Annotated in this window: 16 protein-coding genes; 4 read left to right on the top strand and 12 right to left on the bottom strand. The window is 44.2% G+C overall.

What is annotated here, in order from left to right; genetic code table 11:
* The first annotated feature begins 160 nt into the window (after positions 1-160).
* The gene (locus J7E32_RS06495; protein WP_214905327.1) at positions 161-637 is read left to right on the top strand and encodes a hypothetical protein; all 477 of its coding nucleotides are present in this window, start codon (positions 161-163) and stop codon (positions 635-637) included.
* A 97-nt stretch (positions 638-734) separates the two neighbouring features.
* On the opposite strand, the gene proC is transcribed toward J7E32_RS06495, so the two are convergent.
* The 4 genes from proC to J7E32_RS06515 form a co-directional block, all read right to left on the bottom strand.
* Positions 735-1,583: a pyrroline-5-carboxylate reductase gene (gene proC / locus J7E32_RS06500; protein WP_214905330.1), complete on the bottom strand. Its 849-nt coding sequence runs from the start codon at positions 1,581-1,583 to the stop codon at positions 735-737.
* 190 nt (positions 1,584-1,773) lie between these two features.
* Positions 1,774-2,967: an O-antigen ligase family protein gene (locus J7E32_RS06505; protein WP_214905333.1), complete on the bottom strand. Its 1,194-nt coding sequence runs from the start codon at positions 2,965-2,967 to the stop codon at positions 1,774-1,776.
* On the bottom strand, positions 2,964-4,382 hold the full coding sequence (locus tag J7E32_RS06510) for an oligosaccharide flippase family protein (RefSeq protein ID WP_214905336.1): 1,419 nt from the start codon (positions 4,380-4,382) through the stop codon (positions 2,964-2,966). The genes J7E32_RS06505 and J7E32_RS06510 overlap by 4 nt, the downstream gene beginning before the upstream one ends.
* Before the next feature lie 25 nt (positions 4,383-4,407).
* Positions 4,408-5,058, bottom strand: a complete 651-nt coding sequence (locus J7E32_RS06515) for a YveK family protein (protein ID WP_214905339.1) — start codon at positions 5,056-5,058, stop codon at positions 4,408-4,410.
* A gap of 162 nt (positions 5,059-5,220) precedes the next feature.
* Between J7E32_RS06515 and J7E32_RS06520 the strand changes: the two genes are divergently transcribed.
* Genes J7E32_RS06520 through J7E32_RS06530 form a run of 3 tightly spaced genes read left to right on the top strand, consistent with a single transcriptional unit; the run spans position 5,221 to position 8,218 of the window.
* Positions 5,221-6,282, top strand: coding sequence for a glycosyltransferase family 4 protein (locus tag J7E32_RS06520; protein ID WP_214905341.1), 1,062 nt, complete (start codon positions 5,221-5,223; stop codon positions 6,280-6,282).
* On the top strand, positions 6,283-7,287 hold the full coding sequence (locus tag J7E32_RS06525) for a glycosyltransferase family 2 protein (protein WP_214905346.1): 1,005 nt from the start codon (positions 6,283-6,285) through the stop codon (positions 7,285-7,287). It abuts the gene before it with no gap.
* Between the two features lie 4 nt (positions 7,288-7,291).
* Positions 7,292-8,218, top strand: coding sequence for an NAD-dependent epimerase/dehydratase family protein (locus J7E32_RS06530; protein ID WP_214905349.1), 927 nt, complete (start codon positions 7,292-7,294; stop codon positions 8,216-8,218).
* An 8-nt stretch (positions 8,219-8,226) separates the two neighbouring features.
* Here the strand turns inward: J7E32_RS06530 and J7E32_RS06535 are convergent, their stop codons facing one another.
* The 8 genes from J7E32_RS06535 to J7E32_RS06570 all read right to left on the bottom strand — a co-directional run bounded on the left by J7E32_RS06535 (position 8,227) and on the right by J7E32_RS06570 (position 17,344).
* Positions 8,227-8,883 (bottom strand): sugar transferase, encoded by a 657-nt coding sequence (locus J7E32_RS06535; RefSeq protein ID WP_214905442.1) that lies wholly within the window; start codon positions 8,881-8,883, stop codon positions 8,227-8,229.
* Between the two features lie 14 nt (positions 8,884-8,897).
* On the bottom strand, positions 8,898-10,046 hold the full coding sequence (locus J7E32_RS06540; RefSeq protein ID WP_214905352.1) for a DegT/DnrJ/EryC1/StrS family aminotransferase: 1,149 nt from the start codon (positions 10,044-10,046) through the stop codon (positions 8,898-8,900).
* Between the two features lie 70 nt (positions 10,047-10,116).
* Entirely contained in the window at positions 10,117-11,955 is a 1,839-nt protein-coding gene (locus tag J7E32_RS06545; RefSeq protein WP_214905355.1) for a polysaccharide biosynthesis protein, read from the bottom strand.
* Between the two features lie 700 nt (positions 11,956-12,655).
* Positions 12,656-14,065 (bottom strand): HAMP domain-containing sensor histidine kinase, encoded by a 1,410-nt coding sequence (locus J7E32_RS06550; protein WP_214905358.1) that lies wholly within the window; start codon positions 14,063-14,065, stop codon positions 12,656-12,658.
* Positions 14,049-14,735 (bottom strand): response regulator transcription factor, encoded by a 687-nt coding sequence (locus J7E32_RS06555; RefSeq protein ID WP_214905445.1) that lies wholly within the window; start codon positions 14,733-14,735, stop codon positions 14,049-14,051. Before J7E32_RS06555 ends, J7E32_RS06550 begins: the two co-directional genes overlap by 17 nt.
* Positions 14,736-14,862: 127 nt before the next feature.
* Complete coding sequence (locus J7E32_RS06560) at positions 14,863-15,933, bottom strand: SPFH domain-containing protein (RefSeq protein WP_214905360.1); 1,071 nt, start codon at positions 15,931-15,933, stop codon at positions 14,863-14,865.
* A 228-nt stretch (positions 15,934-16,161) separates the two neighbouring features.
* A complete protein-coding gene (locus J7E32_RS06565) occupies positions 16,162-16,755 on the bottom strand; it encodes a DUF4352 domain-containing protein (protein WP_286182802.1) in 594 nt (197 codons plus the stop codon).
* Entirely contained in the window at positions 16,736-17,344 is a 609-nt protein-coding gene (locus J7E32_RS06570) for a vWA domain-containing protein (RefSeq protein WP_214905362.1), read from the bottom strand. The genes J7E32_RS06565 and J7E32_RS06570 overlap by 20 nt, the downstream gene beginning before the upstream one ends.
* Positions 17,345-17,366 lie beyond the last annotated feature (22 nt).

A 17,366-nucleotide genomic window follows, 5' to 3' on the forward strand; every position in this document is an offset into this window, starting at 1 on the left:
CTCCTTTTACATCTTCAAGTGATTATATGCCAAGGAGTGACACTATTTCAATAATTTTGAAAAAATTAACCAGGTGGATATTTTTTCAATACACGGTTATTTTTACTAAATATTGGACAGTTTATAGAAGAATCGAACTGCAAATGAGGTGAATACATAATTGATTTCTAAAAGACATTTTCTGTTTAATATAGTAATCATTTCCGTTCCGTGGCTTTCTTTATTGTTCATTGGCAGAAGAAGCTTCAAACGTTATTCTTTTGCTGGAGTTTTGATTATTGTGTTTGAAATTATCAACCATTTGTATGGTCACAAACGGCAGTGGTGGAAGTTTTACAATAAACGAAAGTCCTTCCTCAGGGATGAACTTCCATTCAGCATCGGGCCATATATGCCGCTATCGATGTGGCTGCTGAAGTATTCGTTTGGGAATTTCAAAAAGTTCATTACGCTTAATGCGATTGCCGACGCGGTTTTTGCCTTCTTTTTCATCGATGTGCTCAAGAAGCTAAAAATCATCAGATTGAATAAACTGAATCATCTTCAGTTCTTTTTCTACCTGCATTACAAAGCCTACTTACTGTATGGGGTACAATACCTCTTTGAAAAAGTGCGAGGTTACAGATTGTATATGTAGGCTCATGATCGTAAGCTCCTATTTAAAAACCAGATTTCGAAAAGCAGCAATAAATACCAAAAACGCTCCGGGGCTCTATGCCCGGAGCGTTCGTTTATTAGGAAGGAACAAGAACTCCTTCAAGCTCTCGATTGATTTCTTTTGAGCGGTTGGCTGCGTGATTGACTGCCTGGGAGATTGCCGTACCGCCATTGTACTTTCTCAACGCGTTTAAGCCTGATGCTGTCGTTCCATTTGGAGAAGTCACATTTTTCCTGAGGACCTCTGGTTTTTCGTCTTTTTCGATGATCATTTTTGCCGCACCAAGGATGGTCTGCGCAATGATTTCACGGGCCATTTTTTCGTCCATGCCGTTTTCCCTGCCGACACGCTCCATGTGCTCCATCAAGTAGTAAAAATAAGCAGGTCCGCTTCCGGCAAGGCCTGTGAAGATATCCATCTGCTCCTCTTCAATCAGGAACACTTTGCCCATGCTGCTTAGAAGCACTTTTACATCCTCGATGTTTTCATTCGTTGTGTGTAATCCTGGAGATATCGCAGTGGCTGATTCCTGGATCATGCTTGATGTGTTTGGCATGACGCGGACAACCTGCTGGCCATCTTTAAGGTTATCTTCCATGAAGCCTGTTGAAATACCTGCCAGTACCGACACAACCACCTGGCCAGGCACTAATTTATCCTTCAAAGCTTCAAGTGCTCCCGCAGCTCCTTTTGGCTTCATCGCTAAAATAAACATATCGATCTCTTCATAAGGCAGTTCAGCCTGAGGCATCGCATTGATTCCATATCTGGATTCCAATCGCTCCAGTTTCGCTGCATTGCTCTTGTTCGTAACATAAACATTTCCCGCGCGCATTTTACCTGACTTGACTACACCTGAAATCATTGCTTCCGCCATCGATCCGGCACCTAAAAATGCTACTTTTTTATGTTTTAACAACCGCATTCACCTCATAAAAGTATATTTCCGTTCGCATTTTATCAACGTTACCTATAGTAACATCCTCAGAATGAGATTCAAGGATATGAAGCCAATTCGGGAGCATACTGACGAGATAGTGAATGAAAGCGGAAACATTCTGTTTATATGGTGCATTTTATTAGGTATATCCTCGTTAATCCATTGAGAATCCAAATTATGGCCGAATACGGGAAGTGATCTTCTCCTTCAAAACGTAAGGATACATGACAGCTAAAAATAGAAAAAACATCTCATTAGGAATGCTTGAAAGGAAAAAAATTTGAATTAGAATGCCAAAGTAAGCCAGGTAAAGATAAGGAGCACTTCTATATATTTTTTCTTTCTGCAGTTTAGCAAAAATGAAAACCAGCATGACCAGGAATAAGGAAATACCGATCACCCCAGATTCCGCTAACACTTCCAGGAAGGTATTATGTGCGTATTTTAGCTTGCCGGTATCCCTGAGATAATAGTCTGAAAAGTTGAAGACGCCAATTCCTATTACCGGGCTGCTATAGAAATATTGCAGCGCTTTTTCCCATATTTCAAATCGTCCACTGCCCCCGTCATTGCCAATCCCGGTCATTCGTTCCATGATCATTTCAAAAATGTTAAAGTTCGTGAAGCGAGAAACAATGAATCCGATGGCGATAGAGAAGCTGGATGTTTTTAAGAGTGTCCAAATTTTTACCCGTTTGAGAAAAATGTACATAACAACGATGAGCAGCATGGCAGCAAGCCCCCCACGTGAAAAGGTCAGCAGATTACAAACAGCAGCCAGAAAAAATCCATAGCGATTTTTGCGAAGCTGCATGTTGGTTAAGTAGAAGGCAAAGAAGATTGTATTATGAAGGATATAAAAGTTCGGGTCATCAAGGAGGCCAATCAACCGTGGATAATCACGGTCCAGTAGCACCCCATGCATTCGGATGTCTTCATCTCCCCCGGACGAGAGCTGGAACACCAGCATTTTCAGCCCGTAAATGTATAGAATCAGGCTTATGCTATTAAAAAGCAGACCTGCATTGGCCACAGCCTTTTCAATCACTACAGTCGAAAAGCTTGATATCAACGACTTCATTAATAAATAGCAGCTGATAATCAATATAAAACCGAGGATGATCCGCAGGCTGCTTTCCGGGAATAAGGAAAAAACTCCTGTAAAAGCATAGTACAGATAAAACAAGTACATGGCCGTTTCATATTCTGTTGTTTTTTCAAAAACAACTTCCCGAAGATGAAAGAGATAGTAGCCAAACAGCAGCAGCATATAGGGCTGCAATGAAAACCCGACATCAATGCTGTACTTCCCCAGATGGATCAAAACGAAGAGTCCCGTTAGGGCAAAGTATTTCCGATTTTGTTTCAAGAAACATCCCTCCTCTTTTTCAAAGAAAGGATCAATTTCCTCAGCTCCTGATCCAGCATGCAGAGCAGACAGATAGAAACAAAGCTGACGAATGACGCTAAGTACGGATTGCCTGGCAGTAAAAAGTCAATGCCATAGAAGCTCAATGCAAAGAACGCAACATAAATCGCAGCCTTTTTAGCAATGGACCAGCGTTCCGGATTCATTGCCAGAAACCCAAGGACAGAAATAATTTCGATCAGGACAGCAGCATAGACCGCTCCCATGACCGCTAATTCCCCGCTTAAGAAGTAATAGAGACACACCGCTCCCATGACAACCACAAACTGGACTGCGGTTCGTCTAGTCTGCAGATTTTTTGTTGTCAGTCCGTCGGCAAAAGCGATACTGATGCTCTGGAAAAACAAAATCAGGCCGGCAATTTTCAACGGTTCTGCCGCAGCGGCCCATTTTGCGCCGAAAAGCAGAGAAACAATTTCATTCGACAAAAAGAAGATCGGGATTGTCATAAGCATGCCGATGATCCCCATCATTTTTGCCTGGAGAATATTCAGCCTCAAGTGTTCCTCATGCTCACCATGATGGAAATGGCGGAACAGCACGGGGTAAAAAGCTCCAGCGATGACACCCGGCACCTGATACAGCGCCGATGGAATTCGGTATGCCACTGCAAAGATTCCCACCTCAGTCATTGTGATTGTTTTTTCCAGAACGAGCGGGCCTAATTGCGGCAGGAGCATAATCAGCAAACCGCTCAGCACAAAGGACCAGATATTTTCAAGCAGAGATCTCTTGAACGGAGTACGGAGGTTAAGTGTGACCTGACTTCCCACCAAATACAGGCCGTAAAAACCAGCAAGTAAATAAGAGAGCCCGAATAAGAATGCAATCATGAGCACATGAAGAGATAAAAACATGCCAATTGGAATGAGGATGACAAGCACTAGCGAAGAACAAATGCGAATATAACCTAAATACTCCATCTTCTCTTTCAACTGGAAGTACGTAATCCCAATACTTTGCAGCGCAAGTCCAGCAACCATTGGAATGACCAGTGAAAACATGATTCCTTTCAGCTGTGGCTGATCATATGAAAAATGGATGATGGCATACGAAGCCAAAAATGTCACAGCAAGAAGGATGGCCCGCAATTTTATATACGAAACAATAATAGCCGCAATATCCGCGTTCTGTTTGGACCCTTCCCTCAGCACGGTGTTGCTCAGACCTGCGTCGGTAAAATACCCCATGACCATCGCAAACGCCAGTGCCACGCTGAACATTCCGTAATTCTCAGCATTTAAATAGTTGACCAGTACAATCAACACGACCGTATTGATTCCCCTGGAAAGGGCCGTACTGTAAAAAAGGTGAAAAACATTCTTTCCGATTCCGTTTTTGCCAGCCTTGCTCATAACCCTTCACCACTTTTATTCCGACCTAATACTTTTTCCTTTCTCCCTTGCTGATGCGCTGCCTGATGAATTCCTGCTCTGCTCGCTTTTCCTTACTGCTGACAAAGTAATCTTTTAACAGCGCTATTCCGACTCCAGCAAAAAGGCCAACAACCGCAGCTATTGCCATCGATACAGCCATGTTCGGAAAAATCTTTTCCGGCTTTGTCTGATTGCCCTTTCCTTCTAGGATGTTGACAACATCGACCTCCGTAACCTCCTTGAATTCAGCAGCAGACGATTCAGCAATCTCGTTTGCGATTTCCCTCGCGAGGTCCGGGCTCTTATCATGAACCGCCAAAGTCACGACCAATGAGTTTTTGTTATTTGAAATGAATAATTGATCCTGGACATCCTTGACTGTACGTTTAAGCTCAAGTTTCGAAATGACAGGCTCAAGCACAGCCGAGCTTTCAACCAAATCAATATACGTTTGGATAAGCTGTTCATTTGTAATCGGGTCTACATATGAAGAGGAAGTATTGATATTTCCAATTAAAATTTGCTTTTTATACTGGTGGACAGGATTGAAGACAGACTGCAGCAAGATAAAAGCCAATAAGACGACGCTTAGAAACGAAACAGCGATCAGCTTGATCCTCCGTCTGAGCACCTCAACAAGTTCTATGATTGACAAGAACACTTCCCCCTTCCATGTTCATAAGACTGTATTATTTATATCGATTTTCATGAAAAAGGTTCCTTTTTCCTGCCCAGGCATCCAGAGATTGTTACCAAATTCCCATGTCGAGCATAAACTATTTTTCAAGATATCTTTTTCATGAAGAGGATGAATTCTATGAATCTATTATTTATTACAGACTTCCTGGATACCGGGGGTGCAGAGAGATATTTTGTCAAATGCGAGAATCTGATTCCTGATGAAAAACTGCAAATTTATACCGCTGCCAAAAAAGGCTCATTTGTTCAATACTTAGCCAATCCAGCCAACTTTACGGCAATCAGCGGCAATCCCATTACGAACCTGTTCGTATTGTTTTGGCTTATCGTGAGAAAGGATATTTCAGCTATCCATGCCAACAGCCTGAGAATGCTGTTCCACGCCATTCTTTTAAAATGCATTTTCCCTCGGCTCAAGCTGATCTATACGAAGCATAATGTGACTGTTTTGGACCATCACTTCCCGCCCTTGCTTGTTTTTCTTTTAACATACTTTGTTGCTCGAATCATCACTGTCTATCAGGTACAGGCAGATGAACTAGCCGCTTTGGGTGTACCGGCTGCAAAAATTAGGACCATTTATAATGGTGTGGATTTGCAGCAGTTCAAGTATCTCAACAACAGACAAGATAAAAGCACAAAAACAATCGGAATTTTGGGCAGACTCTCACCAGAAAAGAACATCCCCTTCTTTTTAAAAATCGCCGAAAAACTGAACGGAGAAAGCTATGAATTTCTTATTGCCGGGGATGGTCCTGACCGTGACAAAATTGAAGATATAATCAAACAGACTGGACTGGAGGATAGAGTCCGGATGCTCGGTAACATCAGCAACCCGGATGATTTTCTTGCATCGATTGATGTCTTTGTGCTGACTTCCTTTCGGGAGGCTTTCCCAATGAGCATCCTCGAGGCATTCGCGGTCGGGACTCCGGTAGTGACAATCAATGTCGGGGGGATCAGCGAAGCAGTGCACAATGAGGAGACTGGAATCCTTATTGAGTCCCATTCAGAGGATGTATTCGCCTTAAGGATTTCCGAGCTGCTGAGAGATACAGATAAAGCTGAGCAGATCCGCAGTGCTGCAAGAAGAGCAGCTGAATCCAAATTCAATCACCAGAATATGATCCGCGAAACAAAGCAAGTGTACCTGGAAGTTCTTGAGGAAAGGAGGATGTAAATGGATACACACAAGATTTCGGTCATCATTCCTGTATACAATGAAGAAAAATATATCTCAGAAGTGATTGAGAGCATTAATCAGCAATCACGGGAAGGTCAAATTGAAATCATCGTCGTCGACGGCAATTCAACCGACAGGACGAGGGATATAATTCTAAGGCTAGCGAAAAACTTAAAGGCCAATCGTGAAATCAGGCTGCTGACAAACCCGGAAAAGTCGATTCCCCGATCGCTGAATATAGCATGTGAGGCAGCTTCTGCGCCAATCATTGTCCGGATTGACGGGCATACAAAGGCGCCGAAAAATTACATTTCAGAAGCGGTTAAGACTTTGGAATCAATTGACTTTAACGGCATAACCGGGGGAAGGCTCAGGATTTCTCCGGGCTCTGACACGACTGTATCTAATGCCATCTCCACAGCGGTCTGCCATCCATTCGGCATTGGCAATGCTTCCTACCGCACGTATCAGGGAAATGAGATTGTGGAGACCGATACGGTACCATTTGGTGCTTTTGCCAAGGAAACATGGGAACTCCTGGGTGGATACGACGAAGAACTCTTGGGCGATGAAGATTATGATTTCTGTATCAGAGCACGGGCAAAAGGAATGCAAATCCTCTTGAATCCATCAATTATCCTTGATTACTACGCGCGTCCAACATACATCGATTTATGGGAGCAATACTATCGCTACGGGTACTGGACAACCAGGACCTTATCAAAGCACAAAAAAGTCCCTGCCTTTCGCAAATGCATCCCTCTCTTATTCACAGCAACTCTTCTATTCTTATCTGTCTTCAACCCAACCCTATTATTCCTCCAGCTAATCATCTATCTGGCAGTCGCAGTATTTTTTTCCTTTAAAGCAAGCAGGCCCGTTAAGGAACCGAAAATCCTGTTCAGTCTTTGCCTTCTGCTCTCTTTTCCGATTCTCCATTTTTCCTATGGATTCGGTAACATCTTCGGCATAGCAGGCTTGATCTTTAAAAGAAGGAGATGATGGTATGAAAGTACTGGTAACAGGTGGTGCCGGTTTCATCGGCTCCACCATAGCGGAGGAATTGCTTAAAGCTGGCCATGAGGTGTTCATCGTTGATAATCTATCCACTGGAAAAAGAGAGTATGTGCCATCCCGCACTGCCTTTTTCCCGGTAGACCTGCTGGATAGCGGCGATTTGACAGTCGTTTTCAAGCTGGTGCGTCCCAATGTGGTCATCCACCAGGCAGCCCAGGTCAGTGTCCCAAAATCGCTGGTGGATCCGCGCACTGATGCTGACATTAATATTTCCGGCACCCTTTCGCTTCTGAAATTATGTGAACAATACAAGACAGAGAAAATCATCTTTGCGTCTTCGGCAGCTGTATATGGGAACCCTCAATACCTTGGAGTAGACGAAAAACATCCGTTGAAGCCAGAATCGTTTTACGGACTTTCAAAATTAACCGCGGAGCATTATATCCGGTTGTATTCCATTCTTTATGGGATTGACTATAGTATTCTCCGGTACGCCAATGTATTCGGCCCTAAACAGGACCCTCGCGGGGAAGGCGGTGTCATTTCGATCTTTATGGATCGCCTCAAACAGCACAAGCCACTTTCCATCTACGGTGATGGCGAGCAAACCCGAGATTTTATCTATGTAAAAGATATCGCCGCTGCCAATCTCGCTGCATTGGAAGCCGGAGGCAAAGCTACCTTTAATATTGGGACCAATTCAAAAACCTCTCTTAACACACTGATCAGGCACTTAGAGAAGGTATCAAATACGAGATTGGCTGTTTCATATGAAGCATCCCGGCCAGGGGACATACTCCACAGCCAGCTGGACAATACACTGGCAACACAAAAATTGAATTGGACTCCCCAATATACTCTGGAACAAGGTTTGGCAGAGACATATACATTTTATAATCATAAAAATAGCCCCTAATCGAGGGGCTACTTCTTTTCGAATCTTATTTTTGAACATTCCCAAATCTCTTTGAAATCGTTCCGACCCGCCAGCTTCGCGACAATCACATAAGCTGTTCGAAGCATGATTTGCAAGTCGTACATAAGAGAGGTATTTTCCGTGTAATAAAGATCAATTGCAAGTTTCATAGGCATGACGGCTTCAATGTATTTTTCATCGGTATGATCCCCTGTCAATAAAGACTCTCCAGATGTGTAGTAATAAAGGCTTCCCGGGCTCGTTAATCCCGGCAAAACCTCAAGGGTCCGTAACTGCCATGCTGTATAATTCTTTTCCACAATGACAGGATCCTCTGGACGGGGGCCAACGATCGACATGTCTCCCTTCAAAACATTCAACAGCTGCGGCAATTCATCCACCTTCGCTTTACGAAGCAAAGAACCGAAGAAGAAGATTCTGGGATCATTCACGCTGGTAACCAGCCTTTTTTCTGCCTGTAGGACATGCATCGTCCTGAATTTATACATAATAAATGGTTTTCCTCCCAGCCCTATTCTTTTGGCTTTGTAAAGTATAGGACCGGGGCTTGTTAATTTTATCCCTGCCGCAGCCAGAATAAAAATGGGGAATAGCAGAGCCAGGGCAACAATAGATACAGCGAGGTCAAGAATCCTTTTCTGCAGGCTGCTTCACCTTCTCACTTTTTATACTGATCCACCAGATGTAAAACCTGTTGAATTACATACTCCGTCTGCTTCTCAGTCATCCCTGGAAATAGCGGAAGCGAGATGACTCCTTCGTATGCCTTCAATGTGTGGTGATAGTCGGTAATCTTGTAACCTAATTTCTTATAAAACGGATGGATTGGAATCGGGATAAAATGCACACTGGTGCCAATTCCCGCTTCCTTTAGCTTCTCTATGAATTCATCCCGGCCTATTTTGAGGGTGTCTCCCTTCAATCGGATAGGATACAGATGCCAAGCGTGCCGATGCTTCGGATCATCATGCGGCACCTGAAGCTGCTCGACCTTTGAAAAAAAAGTCTGGTATTGATCAGCTACCTTTTTCCTCAAAGTCTGCATTTCTTCTAATTTACCAAGCTGGACAATACCGAGAGATGCCTGAATATCTGTCATATTGTATTTGTATCCCGGACTTTCAATCTCGTAAAACCACGTTCCTTTATCAGAATAGCGATTCCAGGCATTTTTGCTCATTCCATGAAGGCTAAGGACTTGGAGTTCATTCATTAGCTCCTCATCATCTGAGGTAATCATACCGCCCTCACCTGTGCATAAATTCTTCGTCGCATAAAAGCTGAAACAGGTTATATCGCCTATGCTTCCGACTAAACGATCATGATATTTTGTATAGACCGCATGGGCAGCATCCTCGATCACCTTCACATTATGGCGCCTCGCAATGTCCATGATTCTATCCATTTTACAAGGATACCCCGCAAAATGGACCGGTATGATTGCTTTTGTTTTCGGAGTTATCGCTTTTTCAATTTCCTCGGGATCAATGTTCATCGTCAGGGGATCAATGTCTACCAATACGGGCTCTGCTCCACAATGGAGAATCGTATTCACTGTTGCCGCAAAAGTATAAGGCGTGGTGATGACCTGGTCTCCTTCGCCAATGCCAAGTACCTTTTGGGCAAGGTGCAGCCCTGCTGTACAGGAGTTCAGGCCGAGAGCATATTTGCTGCCTACGTAACGAGCAAACTTGCCCTCGAAATCCTTTGTCCTCTGGCCCTTTGTCAGCCAATTTGACTGAATTGCCGAGGAGACCTCATCTATTTCTTCCTGGCCAATATATGGGGTATAAAAGGGAACTTTCACAACAAGCCTCCTTTCTCTGGTTGTAAGTGGTGTAATGGCAGGAAATTTACTGTGGAATAGGGTGCGGGTGTTATTTGTTTGGTTGATAGGTTGGAACAATCGATTTAAGAACTGGCAACAGAAGATTTGAATCCTCTATTTCCTGTTCTGCCAGATCTTCGAGCTTCTTCAATTTGCTAAAAAAATCAGGATCGCAGACCGAGACATTTTTTGCCCTGAATATTAAATGGTGCTCTGTATCCTGTATCTCTTCTTCAGCTGTCAGTAATTCTTCATATAATTTTTCCCCTGGGCGGATTCCGGTGTACTTCAACTCAATATCGATTCCCGGCTCGAGTCCGGACAGGGAGATCAATGTTTCGGCCAAATGCTTAATTTTAACTGGCTCTCCCATATCGAGGAGGAAAAGCTCTCCTCCCTTCACAAAGGCACCGGCCTGGATGACGAGCTGGACTGCTTCAGGGATGGTCATGAAATACCTGACCATGTCCGGATGTGTCAGCGTGACAGGACCACCTTCCCGGATTTGTTTTTTGAATAATGGCACCACGCTGCCACGGCTTCCTAATACATTCCCAAATCGCACAATACAAAAATTTGTATGGCTTTTTTCATCCATTGCCTGAATGACCATTTCAGCCGTTCTTTTCGTAGCTCCCATGATACTCGTCGGCCTTACCGCTTTGTCTGTTGAAATCTGTACAAACCGTTCAGTTCCGGCGGCGTCTGCTGCTTCCGCTAAATTCCTTGTACCTAGAACATTATTCTTGATCGCTTCAAGCGGATTATCTTCCATAATTGGAACATGTTTATGCGCGGCCGCATGGAAGACAATTTGTGGTTTATATTTTCTGAAGATGCTGTTCACTCTTTTTCTATCCTGGATATCGCCAATCAGCCCAGTTAGAACGAGATCGGGATTCTTCTTCACCAGTTCACTCTTAATTTGGTAAATGCTATTTTCTCCGTGTCCTAGCATAATTAATTCCTTCACTTTGAACCTAGTAAGCTGGCGGCATAACTCCGACCCGATCGAGCCGCCTGCACCTGTGACCAGTACCGTCTTCGATTCAAGGTATTCAGAAATTCCTTGCAGATCTAGAATACTGGGATCCCTGCCCAGCAGATCCTCTACCTCTACATCCCTGATCCTGTTAACGGATACTTTTCCGTCAATAATATCGCTGACACGAGGCAGGATTTTCACATTGCATTTTGTCTTTTTGCAGATGTTCACGACCTCTGCTATTTCCCTCTTGGAAGCAGAAGGCATCGCGATGACGATCGTATGCACTTGGTATCGCTCAGCAGCTAGAGGGATCTCTTCCCTGCCACCCACAATCGGAATACCAAAAATCCTCATACTCTGCTTCGAGGAATTGTCATCAATCATTGCTACCGGCAGCAACGTTTTCCGATAGTTTTTAAGCTCTTTTGCAACGAGCATCCCCGCATCACCGGCTCCAACAATCAGTGCCCTTTCCCTTTCCTGGCTAATGGGGTATCTCGACTCCTGTCTATATCTGAAAATAAACCTGGATGTAAAAATACCAGTCAAGATAAATAACCAGAAGAGCAAGTAAATTGCAGGAGAGATATGGCGTACTACCTGAAGACTTTCAAGGAGGAACTGGACTAAAAAAGAGATAATTACCGCAAGAGAAACAGCCTTAAAAACAAGCATCGCTTCGATAATGCTGGCATACTTCCACAGCCTGTGATAAACCTTATACAAAACAAAGGCTAGCAGGCACACCGGAAGAACGATCATCAAGCTTTGAAACATACTAAACCCATCTAAATGAGTCGTGTTCCCTTCCATTAATATATAAAAGCTCATCACTACGGAAAGGGAAATAATGACCATGTCACTTATCATAAACATCAAACGGTTTCTTCGTTTACGCATCTTTTTACCCTCTTCTATAAAATCATTTTTCCTACCCCTCCTACAATTTACCGTTCACTTCCTTTTTTTAGGGAGTATCTTCCTATACACATTAAGATATTGACCTATGCGCCCATTTGCTACTGTAATCTGATAATTAATTGATTTATTTCGGTTCTTTTCTTTGATAACCCAACGGGACTCCTAACCTACAATCCATCGACGAAATGAATCCCAAGGCAATCTATTCAATCCCCGTATGTGAATCCTTCTGCTTATAGCAACTCTGTCTTGCAGTAGTTAAACCATGCATGTAAGCTGGCTGTTCAAAGGTTTCCGGGGTTATTTCAGAGTTTTTATCTATAAAAAAACCTTCCCTACTCAGGAGACCACTGAAAAAGTCTTAACAAGGATAGTTTTGTTAAATTGGCCGGTTGATTTCCACTCCAGGATGCTTCGCTTTCCGCGGGGCGTGCGGTGAGCCTCCTCAGCGCTAAAGCGCCTGCGGGGTCTCACCTGTCCCGCTGATCCCGCAGGAGTCTCGCACCTTCCGTTCCAATCAACCTAGTGCTGTAAATCTGTAACATTAACCAAACTACTAAAAAAGCCGAGTCCCTGATTTTTTAAGGGACTCGGCTTTTTTTGTTTAGGTTTCAAGAAAATCAAAAAAATCAGCAGATTTTCAGTGGCCTCCTACACAGGGAAGGCATTCAATACAATATCAATTTGATTCTTCATTTTTCTCCCACACAAGAGAAAATGTCGTTCCATTAGGATTACTTTCTTTTAAAATCAGCCTTGCCCCCAGGGACCGGGCAAGCATTTTGCTGAAAGGCAGTCCAAGTCCAAGGCCTCTTACCTTGAGTTTTTTCTTCTCACCCCGGAAGAAACGTTCAAACACCAGTGCCTGCTCTTCTTCTGGAATCCCTGAGCCTGTATCCTTCACATCAATTCTGTCCTCTGAAAGAATGAGGGATAGCGTACCGCCATGGCCGATCGCCTGATAGGAGTTATTCAATAGGTTTATAAGGATTTGCTGCAATCGTAATGGATCAGTCATGGCATGTATCGTGTCGTCAGGTGTGATGACCTTTAAATCAATGGGTTCATTTTGCGTAACCTGCCACTGTCTCCCGATATCCTCAACGAGTTTGTTCATATCACAATTCTCTGTACGGATCGTGAAGGCACCAGCAGCAAGTGAATTGAATTCCAGCAGGTCAGAAATCATGGTTTGCAATCTCTGAATCTCTTTTAAGGTGATGTCCAGGAATTCCTGGCGCTCCTCGCCTGTTACGATTCCGTCCCGAATAGCCTGAACGAGGCCGCTGATCGAGGTCACAGGCGTTTTCAAATCATGTGTCACTCCAGCCAGCAGCTCGGCACGCATTTGTTCCAGCTGAGTCAAACGGCTGGTCATTTCTTTAAAAGAAGTAACGAGTTCGTATATTTCAAGTTCCTTTTGACTCGAATCCAGCTTGATGTCATAGTCACCTTCACGCACCTGGGCAGCTGCCCGCGCTACATTCTGGATTGGTTTAAGGATTCTTTTGGTGAGAAGATAAATAACGACCCAGCCAAGCAAGCCAAGCCCCAGCAGTAAAATGAATAACAAACGGTATTCCTGGTCGATGTTAGTCAATTCACCAGCATTCTGCATCACAACTACCCAGCCGGCTTGAATACCATCGATGGTGATTGGCGCCTTAACAGCGTATATGTCTGTTCCATTTTCTGTAATCCTTTGAATACTGTCATCACTTGTAATGATCTCCGCCGAAATGTTTCTTGAAAGGCGCCGAGGGCCTCCCCCGCCGTGCATTGGTCCTGTATTCAGGACGTTCCCTTCCATATCAGTAATGAAAAGCAGTGGTTGACTTTCCATTTCGAAAAATCTAGTCGGGTCTCCCATCCTCTTGTCAAAACCACCGAAATCATCGGCCTGCGCGACCCGGTCGGCCGTTTCAACCGCCATATACTCCATTAACTTCAGTCGGTTTTCCAGCGTCGTTTCCTTGATCCACCACACCGATCCCGCACCGAGTAACAGAAGCCCGACAACCAGGGTTAGAAGATATCTGGTTGTCCAATATCTCAACAATGTCACGTGCTTTTTATTTATCGTAAACACTGAACTGATACCCCAATCCTCTTAATGTCGTGATCTCTCCCTGTGACGCTGGCCACTTCGCCAGGGATTGGCGGATTCTTTTTATCGATAAGTCCACTGCACGGTCACTTCCGTCATAATCCATTCCCCATACACTTTCAATCAAGTCTTCTCGGGTAAATGTCCGATTTGGCCTTTCCGCTAAATAAATCAGCAAACTCAGGTCTTTGGGAGTTAAGACGACTTTCTCGCCACCGACCGTGACAGCATGGGAATCCATATTGATTTTCAGACTGCCGAACTGTTTCATGTTTTCCGTTTCGAGAACTTGGGAAGAACGGCGAAGTACGGCATTTACCCTGGCAACCACTTCTTCGCCAATAAAAGGCTTGGAAATATAATCGTCCGCTCCTTGGTTCAGCCCTTTCAAACGATAATCAATGTCCCCAAGGGCAGTCAGCATGATGACCGGACACGGGCTGATTTGACGGATCTCTTTTAGAACTTCCCAGCCGTCCATTTCCGGAAGCATCACATCCAGCAGAACAAGATTCGGCCTGTACTCAGTAAATAATTTCAGCCCTTGGCGACCATCGAAAGCCTGCACAACCTCATAGCCTTCATGTTTCAGGTAAACTGCCAGCACTCTTGAGATCGTTTGTTCATCTTCTACGATTAAAATGGTCTTCATCATCGCGTCTCCCATCCTACTAGAAAGCTTTCACTCTGGAGCCCGTCATTCCGATTCATTTTCTACTCCTTATTTTACAAGAAAAATCCCCCGCTAGATACCGGGGGATTATGACGATATTTTTAAGTTAAAACCTGTTTCCTCCACCATTCTGGTGCATGCCGCCACGGCCGCCTTCCCTGCCGAAACCTTGTCCCATTCCACCTTTGCCACTGCCATGTCCAAAACCACTGCCTTTTCCAAAGCCTTCACCATTTCCAAAGCCGTTGCCCTTTCCAAAACCTCCGCCATGGCCAAAGCCCATTCCATGGCGTCCGAATCCATCTTCAAACAGCTCGTCAAGCTTGTCAGCGTCTTTGTCCCGGATCTCGGCCATTAGTTCGCGAGTATCTTTATCTGCAGTGGATATTCCAAGTTCCTTCGCCAGGTTCACGACTTTCTTTTCCTGTACTTCCTGCGCGATTTCACCGATTGTTTTCCCGTCAATCGTGATGTTCAGCTCTTTTGCATCTGCCTTTACTTTAGCGGTCTGGACCTCCTGCATGATTTCACGGATATCCTTGCCCTCTACTGTAATTCCATATTTCTTGGCCTCTTGGTTCATATAAGCAGTATGAACTTCCTGCTGCAGTGTCTGCAGATCCTTACCCTCAGTGGAGACACCGAGCTCCTTGGCTTTTTTATTCAAGTTCGCTGTACGTATTTCCTCCATTAGAGTCTGTGCATCCTTGTTATCTGTCGAGACGCCGAGTTCTTTCGCCTTATCCTTAAGGTTCTCTAAACGGATCGCATCATGAAGTGCTGCTGCATCCTTCCCATCGGTTGAGATGCCCAAATCCTTCGCTCTTTCCTTAAGGTGTGCCAGTTGAACTTCCTCAGCCAGCGTTGCGGCATCCTTGCCATCTGTCTTGATTCCAAGTTCTTTTGCTTGATTTTTAAGTGTGGCTTCGCGAATTTCACCCATCAAGGTTTGAGCGTCTTTTCCTGATGTACTGATTCCGAGTTCTTTTGCCTTTTCGATCAGTGCCTCTGAATTGCCTCCGTAATATCCCTTATGACCAAACCCTTTACCGAAAAAACTTTTAACTGTGGCTGCTGTGCCTGTCGTACTGTCGTCATTCGCCAGAGAAGTAGTTGCATACCCTCCAATCAATAGCGCTCCTGCAATCGTGAATCCAATGACTGATTTCTTTTTCATATCTGACATCCTCCTGCAAACTCTTTTTATTTTCCAGGTTCAAGATGGACATGAACCTTATACTCATAATTTACTCTTTGAATATGTCAGCAAAATGTCAGAAGGAGTTTTTCAAAAAAATATTTTTTTTAGAAAATAAAGACTGCATCAAGGAGTTTTCATTGCACAACTAAGTTTAATATGTCAGGAAAACGTCAAATCAGGGAACGGTCAAGCCGCCCCCTGCTATCATTGCAAATTCACCTTGATTGTCTTATCGGACCAGAAGCTGGGGGTATATTGTAGCTGCAGGCCTGAATCACCAGCTGGTTGTTCAAAGGCAATTGTGCCCGATACTTTTCCACCTGGTGCCAGTTCTCCAGATTGAAGTGCGGTATTTGTATCAATAGTCGTGAAAGCCTGGTCGACGATTTGTCCCTGGCTGTTCGCCATCTTGAAATCAAAAGGATTATACGAGATATTTTCATCGCCTGCATTTTCAATCTCGACTGTTACGACGACATACTCATGTCCGTCCTTTGGCTTGTCAAAGTCACTTCCAGCTGACTTGTCAACTTTTGTGACAGTCAGGACATTGCCGTCTAATTGAACTTTCTCTCCAACTGCGAATTCTTCCATAACTGGTGGCGCCTTTTCTTCTTCTTTTGCCGAAGCAGATGTTTCTTCAGCTTTTTCCTCATTTTCTGCTGATGCTGAGGAGGTATCCGCAGCTTCATCTACCTTTGTCGCTGTTTCCTCTTCTCCACCGCCACCTGCTAAAGCAAAGACTATAATAACTGCAATCAACCAGAACCACCATTTTTTAAAGATTTTCATCATCATATACTCCCTTCATTCTTTTTTCCATAATGGATTCTGAAACCATCTCATACATGTTTTCAATGCCTTTTTCTGAGGCTTCGAATTTAAAGGAGTTCTCAACATTGATTCCGAGGCTGCCGGCTTCCCTGACGACGTCGATATTAGCCCCCATGAAGATGAATTCCCAGTTGTACCTTTCCTGCTGGTGCTGAATCAATTCCTTCACTTTTCCATATGTGAATTCACTGCTCGCATTCTCCATGCCATCCGTCGTGATGACGAAGATCACCTTGCCTGGCCTGCGGTCTTCGTTTGTTTTTGCCAGACGGTAGCCAACATCTAGGATGGTCTTTCCCACGGCATCCAAAAGCGCAGTCGTCCCGCGGACATAGTACTCATCTTCTGTCAGCTTTGCCTCCCTTGCATCAATGCCGTTCCAGAGCACTTCATATTCATCATCAAAAACCACCGTTGTCAGGATCGTTTCGCCTGCCAGTTCGGACTGTTTTTTCACGAAAGCATTGAAACCGCCCACCGTGTCGCTTTCAAGTCCTGCCATTGAACCGCTCCGGTCGAGCAAAAAAATGATTTCCGTTAAATTGTTATTCATCACTATCATCCTCCTAAGCTGA

This window comes from Bacillus sp. ISL-55, assembly GCF_018613155.1.
Taxonomy (GTDB): domain Bacteria; phylum Bacillota; class Bacilli; order Bacillales; family Cytobacillaceae; genus Mesobacillus.